The sequence below is a fragment of the Shewanella sp. ENK2 genome (assembly GCF_043568515.1).
Taxonomy (GTDB): Bacteria; Pseudomonadota; Gammaproteobacteria; order Enterobacterales; family Shewanellaceae; genus Shewanella; species Shewanella japonica.
Window position 1 is genome coordinate 4,350,440 of record NZ_CP171406.1, and the last position, 12,615, is coordinate 4,363,054.

A 12,615-nucleotide genomic window follows, 5' to 3' on the forward strand; every position below is an offset into this window, starting at 1 on the left:
TGTCGTTTAACACAAGGCGCAGTTATACAACTTCTCTTTGTTTTAATATTTGATTAATTGCGCTGAGTTCTTTATCTATTTCAGGATACTTACTTTCAATACCATCAAAGTCAGTGTTATTTTTTTCTATCCATTTAAAAATATCACTTAACTCAATCGCGCCACTAGAAACTGATGCGCCTTTCGCTGCATGACTTTTACTGCGAATGATTTCTGAGTTTCTTTCGGCGCAATGTTGTTTTAGTGCTTCATAGTCTTCATTCACGCTAGTCCAAAACATGGCTAAAATTTCATTAGTGATACTTTCATCATCTGTTCCAATGACCGCTTTTAATTTTTCAAAATCAATTACATTATTGTGGTGCTCAACACCATTTGTCATTGAGTAAGAAACACTTTCGGGCTGTTGGTGAATATCAGTAAGCGGTAAATATTGAGCTAGCTTTTCTTGAAGAAGTTCTATTTCTATCGGTTTAGCTAAATAGTCATCCATACCTGCTTCTAAACAGTTTTCAGATTCGCCCACCATTGCGTTTGCTGTTACTGCAATGATGGTTATTGGCGAGCAATTTTGTTTTAATTCTTGCTCTCTAATGGTTCTAGTCAATTCAAGGCCGTCCATATTTGGCATATGACAATCAGTAAGCAATAAATTGAATCGACCAGACTGCCATTTTTCAAGAGCTTCAATACCATCATTTGACATTTCATATGCATAACCCAGGCTTTCTAATTGTTTACCTAGTACGAGGCGATTTGTAGGCTGGTCTTCCGCAACCAATATTAAGCTATTACTTTGTTCTGCTTCTTCAATCGTTTGCGTAATGACTTTCTCAAACGATTGACGGTTTTCAGTTGACCAATCTAATTCAGGGCTTTCAAGGCCGCACAATACCGCCATTCCGAATATAAACTCTGTGGGTTTGTAAGGATGAGCGGCACAAACATAAGTATAAGGATCTAAATGTCCCTTCGTTGCAATAGGATCATCATTAAGTATAAGCGTTTTAATTGACTGACTTATTTCAGTAAAAGATACATTAATGTTATCGGTAATCAGTAAAGCATTAGAGGTATCCTGAGCTAAACTTTCAAGTTCATCGAACTCAACACTTGAAACTTGATTACAACACAATTGATTTAGAATCATCAAACACGCATGTTTACGTTCTTCATTACTTATCGATACTAAAACATTGAACTTTTTAAAATCAAATTGTGAAAAAGCGCCGTTATCAAGTTTCGTTAGCTTTTCTATTAAGGGCAAAGTGACCTTAAAGTTACTTCCCTTACCTACTTCACTATCAATTTCAATGTTTCCATTCATTAGTTCAGTAAATGACTTAGTAATACTTAGGCCCAACCCCGTTCCGCCAAATTTACGCGTCGTTGAGGTATCAGCCTGTGTGAATGGAACAAATAAGGTTTCTTGTTGGGACTGTGATATTCCTACACCGTTATCTATGACTTCTAAAATAAGATTCTCATTAGTTAATTGAGTCCTGATAACCACTACACCTTTTGAGTTAAGGCTTTTCGAAAACTTAACTGCGTTGCCCGTTAGATTTAAAATAATTTGTCTCAACCTAACTGAGTCAAATAACAATTCTTTCGGTATTGTTAAATCCGGGTAAATATAAATTTCTACATTATTGTTTGAAGCATTAATCCAAAGGCTATCGATAGTTTTTTCTATAATAGACAGTACGTTACATGGGTTTATATCTAACTCTATTTGTCCCGATTCAATTTTAGAAAAATCCAAAATATCATTAATAATATCTAACAGTGAAAAAGACGAATCACGAATAGTCGTGGCCATTCGTTTTTGGTCTGCATTTAATGGCGTATTTTTGAGCAGATCAATCATACCAATAACACCATTCATCGGTGTTCTAATTTCGTGGCTCATGGTCGCTAAGAAACGAGATTTAGCTTTACTCGCCTGACGTGCTGACTCTGTTTCTTTTTCTAATTTTTGTTGAACTTGTTTTTCATGGGTCAGATCGACATTAATTCCGTACATCGTCACAGGTAAATTATTTTCATCCAGTGAAAGGTTTGCAGCACACTGCAGCCAATGAATGGTTTTATCTTTCCGATTTATGATTCTAAATTCGGTCTTTAATGATGTTATGTTAGAAATAGCATCGCTGACTTCTTGTTCAGCTTGTTCTACGTCATCAGGGTGCACATTATCTCGCCAATCGTTGTATTCTATACTCTTACCGTCTTCAACTCCGTATAAGCGGTACATTCTTGAATCCCAATTTAACTGACCTGTTTTTATATCAAATGACCAATTACAAACGCCGCCAGCCTCTGATGCTAAATTTAAACCGCTCAATAACTTATCACGTTCAGAATTAGCACGATGTAGCTCTTCTGCAGACTGTTGACGCTCAGTAATATCTTCCACCACAGCAATAAAGAATTTAGGTTCGTTACTGTCTGCATCTCTTACTAATGACACAGATAAATTAGCCCAGAAAAAAGAACCATCATTTCTTATATAGCGTTTGTCGGTATTAAAATACGTTATTTCATCTGCTAATAACTGCTTAATGTATTGATAAGATTGCTCTAAATCATCTTTGTAAGTCACATCTTTGATACTTTTAGTGAGCAGTGTATCTTCGTCATAACCTAATATTTCGCACATTTTAGTATTAACTTCGACAAACTTAGTATCTACACCAATCCGACCGATACCAACGGCTGCTTGGTTAAATGCCGTTCTATAAATCAATTCTTGTTCATACAATTTTGTTTGTAATGCTAATTCTCTTTGCTTAATTTGTTCTTGGAATGAAATATCTCTGATTATGGCGACATACATAGCTTTAGCATCTAATGTTGTTTCGCCAACTGACATTTCAATTGGTATCTGGTGTCCAGCTTTATGGAGTCCAAACAGTTTTTTAGGTTCGCCAATGTAATCTTTTATCCATGAGTTGAATGGAATATTGTTTGCCTGTTCTAATTGTGTTGGCTGTAAACCTGCTAATAGAATATTAATGTTTTTATCGAGTAAGTCATTACGGTTTCGGCCGAATATTAATTCTAAAGAGCGATTAGCATCTTGAATGATACCGTTCTGATTTAATACGATTGTACCGTCTAGCGCCGCATCAAAAACGGCTCTTAATCTTTCAGCTGAATCTTTCGACTCTTTAGTTCGCTCTTCTAGTATTAATGACATTTCTGTCATTGTTTCTTCTTCTTTTCTTTTGTCTTCGGTAATGTCATTTTGTACGCCAATAAAATGAGTTAACTCTTTGTTTTTATTATATACAGGACCTATAGACAAATTATTAATAAAGGTCTCACCCGTTTTGGTGTAATTTGTAATAACCACATTGCATGAGACTCCTTTATTAATAGCATGAGCCAGATGTTTAACCTTGTCTTTTTCTGTTTTAGCCCCTTGTAAAAAGCGGCAGTTTTTACCTAAAACCTCTTCGGGTCTATAGCCAGTAATTTGGGTAAAAGCCCGATTAATAAAGATGATAGGTTGATCGGGTAAACGGACATCTGTAACGACAATACCTGTGGACGTAGAATTAATCGCACTACGTTGTAACTCGAGTAACTCTCGTTGTTCTACATTTTTATTAATTAGCTTTGTTCTTTCTATAAATTTACTTTCAAGCTCTTTTAACGCGACATGTAAATCTGCTGAAATATATTTACTATCAATACTGGTTGAAGAATCTGTAGCTAAATCACTAACAAAATTAGAAAGTTCGTTCAAAGGATTCAATAAGTTCTTGAATACCGAATACATTAATATGAAAAAGACAATAAATAAGAAAAATAAAAAGATACTGGCATTTTGTATCATCACAACCGATGCGGAAAAGGCCTCATCATGATCAATTCTGACGAGTGTGGACCAACCTATTCCTTGTAATTCATTGTAACCCTCAAAGTGATTATAAATTGTTATTTGTTGCTCATCATTTTGATCATAGGATGATATTTCAGTACCAGAAAAACCGGCTATTGCTCTATCTGCACCGATAACACCCTCTTTAACAAGGTTAATGTTGCTGATACGGTCAAAGTTACGTACATATTTTGATTGTTTAAAACCAATTGGATCATATTCAACTATCAATACACCTTTGGCATCAATTAAGGACAGTTCTACGTGATGAAGATCTTTTTCTGCAAGCTGGTTATAGATACTTTTAAATACTTCTTCTACCACATAAAAGTCGATGATATTAACCCAGATGCCTATCATTTCCCCTTCAGTGCTTAGTAAAGGTGTGCCAATAAGTAGATCAAATCTATTTTCATACTTATCAATAAAGCTTCGTTGTGGACCGAATAAATAAACTTGATTACTTCTATTATTTTTATGATTTTTAATGGCTTTAAACCATTGGGAATTAGCGATGGTAACTTGGTCTAAATTAGATGGCGGTATAGAAATTGATTTGTAATTCTCTGTGTTTTCGACAAGAATTTTACCCTGTAGATCAAGTACAGCAATTTTAGTCAATGTATTACGACTTTTAGCTAGATTATTTAATTCTTGTTGGAACAGTTCCGATGTAACCTTTGTATTGAAACTCGTTTGATCAATCTCACCTAAGAATAACGGCAAAAACTCAGCATCTAGATAACTTTGATAAAGGCTCTTTTCTATTAAGCTTGTGAGTAATTTTGCATCACGTTCATAGAAAGAAATAGTCTGCTCTTTTAACAAATTATTTATTGAAATTGAAAAGACCAATACACCCACAAACAAGATGCAAATAGATATAAAAAATATCGTTGGAATAGGCTTAGAAAGTTTCAAAGTTTTGATTCCTCTAACGAGTTTACGCCATAGCTCAAACCGCTTTCATTTATCTCATTAACAATGTCATGAGCGACCCGCGGTTGACTAAAATAGAAACCTTGTGCAACTTTACATCCGAGCTTTATGATTAATTGCTTGGTTTCAAAATCTTCAACCCCTCTGCCACGGCTAACAGATCCAAATCTTTTGCTAATGAAATACTACGTCTAAACAGGGCTTTAGACTTATCGTTGTTTAGTATGTCAGCAACAAAGCAACGATCTCATTTTAAGTTCGTTAAAAGGCAACATGTGCAGTTGTTCAAGTGAAGCGAACCCTGTTCCAAAATCATCTATAGATAATTTAAACTTCATCATTCTAAGACGCAGTAAAGCAACAATCATCACTGACGGATTAGAAGGAATCGCTGTTTCAGTTAATTCGCAGGTTATTGCGTCATTGTTTATGCCGTGTATTGCAGCAGTTTCTTCAAGCCAATGTGGAATAGTTTCATCATCTAACAACTTGCCAGATAAATTAATCGATAAGTTTAGTTTTTTATATTCAGGTTTTAACATTGAAAAATACTGAAACGCATCATTGATAACGGCTTTAGTCAACGGCATGATTAAATCAGTTTCTTCGGCTTTATTAATAAACTGTGAAGGCAAGATAATTTGACCATTGTCTACAATTCTGGCTAATGCTTCAAAACCACATATTTCATTGGTCAATAGATTATATTGTGGTTGAAAAAACGCTTTTACATGTCCATTAACAATATAATCCTTGAGATCATGCTCGGTAATATCTGGCAATGGAGTTTGGTACTGCTTCTTGTTTATTGATGCTGCTTGCTTAATAAACGACTGAAGCATATCGGAGGTGATTGGTTTAGGGACAATACCTAGAATATTAAGGTGATAATGGGTTGCGAGTACTTTAGCAGAGTTAAGTAAGCTCTGATCTTCTCCACTAAATAATACTATTGGGGTAGCATACTGTAACTCGATGAGTCTTTGTAAAAGGTATAAGCCATCCTTCACTGGCATATTTAAATCACAAAATATCAGGTCGAAATGATTTGTTTTTATTAATTCGAAGGCCTCTAATCCATCGGCAGCTTCTGCAATAGTGTATTGACCTAAAAGGCCAAGACTTTTCGAGAAAATTTTTCGGATGACAGCTTGGTCATCAACTATTAATACAGAGCGTATTTCCTTCGTCACCATCCCTCCGTTATGCGAATATCCCTTTCTTAAATATGAGTATAGTCAGGAATATTAAAAACGGGTAGCTAACTAAAAGTATAAGTCCTTGTATCTGATGAATGTTATGTTTTGCTTTGCTTATTCGTTTAAACCACGAAGCGCTATTTTAGAAACAAAAAAGCCGCCAAAGGCGGCTTTTTTCGAATAAAGAATTTGATTAGAAATTCATTCGAGCATTTAAACGGAATGTACGACCCGTTTGATATTGATAAACGGTACGCGAATCTGTTGCATCTCCACTAATTGGGCTTCCCTCATCTAACACATTGCCATTTACATTTAAGAATCGGCTTGTATAGTATTGGCGAATGCCTTCATCAGTTAAATTCACTGCTTGGAATGAAAAGGTAACAAAATCATTTAGTTTATAACTTGCTGAGAAATCTAGGGTTTGACGCCCTTCTTCCCATAAAGAACCTGATTCCCAAGAACGTTTAGCTAATTGGTCACTATTACCTCGGTATGACAACCTAAGTTGATGGCCATTCTTTTCCCAAAATGCGGTGACATTATAACTGTGCTCTGGTGTGTAGGCCACTTGTAAAGCAGGTAATTTCACTGAATCATCAATCGACGACACCTCTTGATCATATTCACTATCTTGGTATGTATAGTTTGTTTGAACACCTAAACCAGATAACCAACCAGGCAACATGTCAAAGGTTTGAATATACTGTAATTCAACCCCTTTAATCGTCGCACCTTTACCATTTTTAATTCGTGTGGTTTTAAATTGCGCACACATTTGTTCTAAATCACCTGAGTACATCCAGTCCTCACGGAACTCATCACTGCCTTGGAAGCGCTTAGGCATACATTGTTCAAGACTGTCTTGTCCTGCAACTAACACGAGATCATCAGGATTATATGACTCACCTTCTGTTAAACCAACATCACGTAAATCATCCATGTATGTAACAACGGTTTCTGATTCTTCAAAGTTAGTCATATCTTTGTAGAATAATCCTGCTGAAAGCATACTGGTTTCATTGAAATACCATTCATATGATAAATCTAGGTTGACTGACTCAAGTGGGTCAAGCTTTGGTGAGGTTAATGTGATTGTATTATTACGGTTGTAACCACCCCATTGTGTTTCACTCACTTTAAAACCAGGACGTAATGAGTCAATTTGTGGTCTAGACATGGTTTTAGATGCTGCAAAACGTAAAATCGTATCGTCTAAAAGCATGTAATTTAGATTTAAACTCGGTAAAAACACGTCATAGTCATGTGTACCAGTAACATCAAAAGTTCGACGACTTCGATCTTCTGTAGCAACTAATTGACCATTCTCATCAAACTGACGATCCCCATATACATAGAATTTTTCAGTAGAGACATCACTATGACGCCATAACCACCAATCAGTCTCGTTAGGATTGCCACGTACGGTATTTGGGTCGAAACATGGGCCTTGATCAGCAATTAAAATATCATCGGTTAGATCATTTGTTCCAACAGTATCATAACCTTGTCCATCAACTCGTCCCCAACGCGCTTCAGCATTCCAGTCTGTACCATAAAATGGAATACCACCACATTCAGGTAAACTTGAATCCCGTAGTTCAGCAAGTTTAAAGGGATCCATTAAACGGCCAACGTTTCCTGGGTCAAAAGCAAATTGCACCCCTGACGATCCTGCTGTTGATACTTCTGTTTTTACATAACGCACACCAAGATCACCTGACAATCGGCCTTCAAATAAGTCAAAGTTTGCTTTTAAATAGGTAGCAAAATTTTCAAGTTCAGCTGAGCGGGTATTAGAATCATCGGGCGAAAAGCCAACAGATGGAGAACCCAAGGCGACATCGAATGCTTTAAAGGCAGAGAACGTGGCCCAACCATCTGTAAATGCATCACGGCCATAGCCATTGCTTGACATAAAATCGTCAACAGGGAAATCGGTGTCTGTTGCAAATAAATCACCACTAAGGGATATCAAGCCATCATTGAGCACAGCAGGATTTCCGGTATAAGGGTTGTTAACCACAATACCTTCTCCAACGCTGTTGAATGCATTTTGTTGATCATCAACATATTTTTCGCGTTCAGTGTATTTAGCGCCAAATTCAACGCTGGTGATAGGCCCAGCATCTAACACCCAATCAAAATCTACAAATGCTGATTTTTGAACATCTTCCACAGCAACAACTGATCGATTTAAAAAGGTTAAATGCTGCGCATCTAATTCATCAGGATTAAAGCCTGTGGTGCTATAGTTATCCCAAACATTTAACGGGTCGCCAAATTCGTTATTCGCACCGTAATCAATTAAGCCCTGACCACCCACTAGGGTACAAGGTCCGTTAGTACAGTCATAACCAACAGGTTCAATATCTGTTGCTGGAACATTCTTAATCAACCAGCGATTGATGTTGCCGTAGTTTTGCATGGCAATATACACTTGATTGTCTGGGATACGCTCAGACTTCGAGTAACCTAAACCCGCTTCCATTATGAAGTTATATGAAATGTCATGGCGAACATCAAATGAGATTAACGTGTTTTCTTCTTCATATTTGTTTTCAGACTGAATTAGACCACCGTCGCCAAATCGATTTAGATACTTTGTGAACGTATTTGTTTTGGTATCAATCGTATGCCAATTTTCTTGTGGATCACTCCAAGCAGATGGGCCACCACCTAATCCTGGATCGACACCCTCGATCATATTACCTTGCTGGCCACTTCTTACTTGTACACCATGCATCGAACTTTCGAAATCTTGTTTAGTATAATTGGTGTTGAGGTTAAATTCAGTAGCACTGGTTGGTGCCCATTGCAGACCTAAATTAAAATTAAGGCGTTCAACATCATTATGACTTAATTCGTATCGGCTATTCTTGTTGGTGATGCCCCACACATCTTGTACTTGGTTGCCTTGTGTGTCTGTTGCAAGGTGTGAAAATTCTGAAACCCATTGATCAGCGGCATATTGATCACGACGATATGAATTTGTTTCGGATACTGCGGTAATGATAAGACCAAACGTGTCATCTAAGAATTTTTCTGAAATCGTCCCAGATAAACGATAATTTTCATCTTCCAGTAAATCGTTATAACGGCCTTCAACAGTCAAATTGCGGATTTCATAATTTAAATCTAACGGCTTATTGGTTATTAAATTAATGTTTGCACCTAAAGCGCCTTCTTCATGATCAGCACTCGGTGTTTTTACTACCTCGATTTTCGATAAAATATCAGATGAATACTGCGATAAATCGACACTTTGGCTAAAGTCTGTTGAACCTAACTGAACACCATTTAAGCTAATATTATTTTGTTGTGAATTTGCACCACGAACAGTAATTCTCGACCCTTCGCCGTCAACTGATTGAACAGTCACACCGGTAACACGAGATAATGCATCAGCAATATTTTGATCCGTTGATTTACCAATATCTTCTGCATTGATTGAATCTGTTAAATTTTCCGCAAAGCGTTTATCGTTGATGGATTTTTTTAAACTCCCTTTTAATCCTTTTACTTGGATAACTTCCATTTCTTCTGTGGAGTCATTATTCCCTTCTTCTGCTGATACCTGTAATGACATCGCAGTTAGCAAGGCCAGATACACTGAGCTGTATTTATAAGTTTTGTTTTTAAATGGCATGTCTACTCCCCCAAGAGCGTTTATGTTTCTGCCTCATCGAGCTGCAAAAGTTAAAATAATGTTGCAACTCTGTTTATAGACATTACTGATCAATAAAATAACTGTCAACATAATTTTGTTAACAATCTTCAATTGATTATATTCCTAAACAATGCCATTTATAATTAAGGTTTATTTTATATTAAACGCTTTTTTCACAATATATTAACGTGTATTTCGTGAGAAATAAATTACTGATGCCAATCTATTAGTCGCTGATTTTATTGATAATATCTATCTAATAATCATTAGAGATTTAGTCATATTTTTGATATAAAGCGCAACAGCATTTTCTACTGTATTGAGTCAATATCTAGATAAATACGCCACAAAAATGCAGTATTTGTTATTGAATGTTTGTTCAAATTGCGGAAAATAAAAGAGTGATTTTATGAGTTGATAGGTGTGAAATGTTAATTTTTTGATAAAAATATGCCGGTAGATCTTAGTGTTTGACTTTAGCCGGCATATATCATTTTATGAATTGTCGCTTGAAAATGGTTTAAGACCATTTGTGCAAAAAAGGCCAACCTGGAAATTGCTTACCTTTGTTTGGATCGGTATTCCATTCCCAACATTCAAATTCAAATTGATGGGCTTTGTGGTCAACCTTCACAATACCATAGCCTTCGCTCTTCAATGATCGGTCTGCCAAAAAGTTACTCCATGAATTTTTGGTTTGTTGCTTAAAGTCATCATAAGTTACTTTCGGGTTGGCAACGGCCAATACGCGCATTTTATTACCAAAGATGTCGGTAAAGTTGCCAGTATTAGGGTCATTATTAAACGGGTTATCAAGTTTGCCTAACCCCTCAAACCAACGCTGCCAGAATGCAGCAGCTGCAGGACCGGCAAAAAATAGCGGTCCATCATCAAAGGTATCAAGCCCTTGTTTGGCCATCATTGGTAAATGTTGGTCGCCACAGATCACCACGGCACCGGCGTCTTTGATCAACTTAACTGCACGGGTTCTACCATCAGGTGGATAGCCGTTTGAGTCATAATCTAATAGCGGCTCTAAGTTGCTTTTAGTTTGAGGTGATCCCCAAATAGAGGAGGCAATACACACTTTAGGTAAGCCTTTGTCCATATCCGCCCATGCACGCAAAAACTGCTCTTGACGATGACCTAACAACTCTCCCTGAGTGTGTAATGGATTGATATTAATATTACGCCTTGATTTAAACTTTCTATCCTCAACCAGCGCAAAACTAACGCCACCATAAACAAAGGCACCATAAGTGACCGGAATATCGTGATCTATTGGCGTAGGATCATACGCATCCGGATTATGACCATGCTGCATACGGTAAACCATTTTAACCAGCGCTTTGGTTTCCATATAGCCGCCATCTTCTTCAGTGCGTTTGTCTCCTTCTAGTACCACAGGATCCCTACCGCCGACTCCCCACAAATTGCCTTGTAATACATCATGGTCATCGGCTAGCAATATCGACGGTTTATTTCGTATTGAATCTCTAAATGTCCAATACCATAAGTACCAGCGATACAACATATCTAAATGAGAATCAGGTCTGCCCCGCCATACTTGGGTGGGCGTTGCCTCATAATATTGATCACCACAAAACACATACATATCGGGTTCATGACTATCACAATTACCGACTAACTCAGTATGCGGAAATAAAATGTTTTCTGGACCAAAACGACCCAATAGCTTTTCTTGTTTCAAGCGCGTTTTGTAGTGTTCAATATCTAATGACAAGTTGGTCGGAACTAAACAAGAATATAACGCTATCGACAACGTCTTAGACTGACCAGGATCTTTTAATATTTGACCTTGATAGAGCACATCTGCGTTACCGTTATCTTGGCTAACAACCCGGTAATCATATTCTTGTGTATTATCCCACCCGTCTACTCTAAATTGAATGACATAACCGGGTTCAATTTGCGAAGTAGTAGATTGCCATTCGCTGTTTGATGATTGACGATACTCAAATGAAACCTTGCGATATTCATTCTCAGCAACAGGCATAAATTGTGCACTTAGCTTTAATACCGACTTATTCAGGCTATGCATACAGCCAATAACTGGCCCTAATCCTCTATTATCAAATTGAGACAGTTTGTCACCACCGGACTGAATATCTTCAAACGCCCATCTAGCGCCGCTTTGTTTAGATGGCATTGATGACAACAACATCACGCCGCCAAGTAATTCAGAACTAGGCACACCAGTACGTACAATAAAACCTAATTCTTTGTTGGTTTTACTGTCTATGGCGATCAAACGTACATCAAAGTTATTATTTGATACTGGGTCAATATGGCAATCTAAAATGATTTCACGGTCATGAATTTGGTCGATGTTCACTGTATTAGTTCTAACCACTTTTTCGAAAGCCAGCGGCTTATTGGTGTCAGAAAAATCTCTAAAACTTAGCTCACCTTTGTCATTAATGACCGCCATAAAGCCGCCATTTTTACCCGATGCGCGTTGAATTAACGCACTAGCACGGTAATCAAGTTGGTCTGCGCCTGCCGCTAATAAAAAACCACAAAAACCGGCTTTTGTTGGCGTTAAGTTACTGACTTTAGCTTTGATACGTGCCGGCTTTGGTGCGTCGTTGAGTTGGCGAGTTAAAATGGACACTGTGCGCATTTCAAAACCACGCTCACCGCGAATACATTCAATTTTACCCGCATTCAAGCGCCAATCTTGCAAACGATTACCCCAAAACGCTTTTCCAAGCCAAGGGCGTTGAACATGGCTAGGCAATAATTCAACCGGGGCAGTTTTCGTTAATGAGCGTCTACTAGCAGCAGCTCTTGCTGCTTGTGTCGGAAACAGCATGCTTCCTGCAGCTAACGCTGACAGCTTTATAAAACTTCGCCTATCCATAAGCGCCTCATTATTAATTTGTCACTAAAAT

Annotated in this window: 4 protein-coding genes; all 4 read right to left on the reverse strand. The window is 37.4% G+C overall.

Features of this window, described 5'->3' with window-relative positions; translation table 11 throughout:
- Positions 1-22 precede the first annotated feature (22 nt).
- Positions 23-4,810: a PAS domain S-box protein gene (locus ACGEDC_RS19045; RefSeq protein WP_394495105.1), complete on the reverse strand. Its 4,788-nt coding sequence runs from the start codon at positions 4,808-4,810 to the stop codon at positions 23-25.
- Between the two features lie 245 nt (positions 4,811-5,055).
- The gene (locus ACGEDC_RS19050; protein WP_394495107.1) at positions 5,056-6,024 is read right to left on the reverse strand and encodes an EAL domain-containing response regulator; all 969 of its coding nucleotides are present in this window, start codon (positions 6,022-6,024) and stop codon (positions 5,056-5,058) included.
- Positions 6,025-6,220: 196 nt separating this feature from the next.
- Complete coding sequence (locus ACGEDC_RS19055; RefSeq protein ID WP_394495109.1) at positions 6,221-9,679, reverse strand: TonB-dependent receptor; 3,459 nt, start codon at positions 9,677-9,679, stop codon at positions 6,221-6,223.
- A gap of 541 nt (positions 9,680-10,220) precedes the next feature.
- Positions 10,221-12,584 (reverse strand): alkaline phosphatase D family protein, encoded by a 2,364-nt coding sequence (locus ACGEDC_RS19060; RefSeq protein ID WP_394495111.1) that lies wholly within the window; start codon positions 12,582-12,584, stop codon positions 10,221-10,223.
- Between the last annotated feature and the right edge of the window lie 31 nt (positions 12,585-12,615).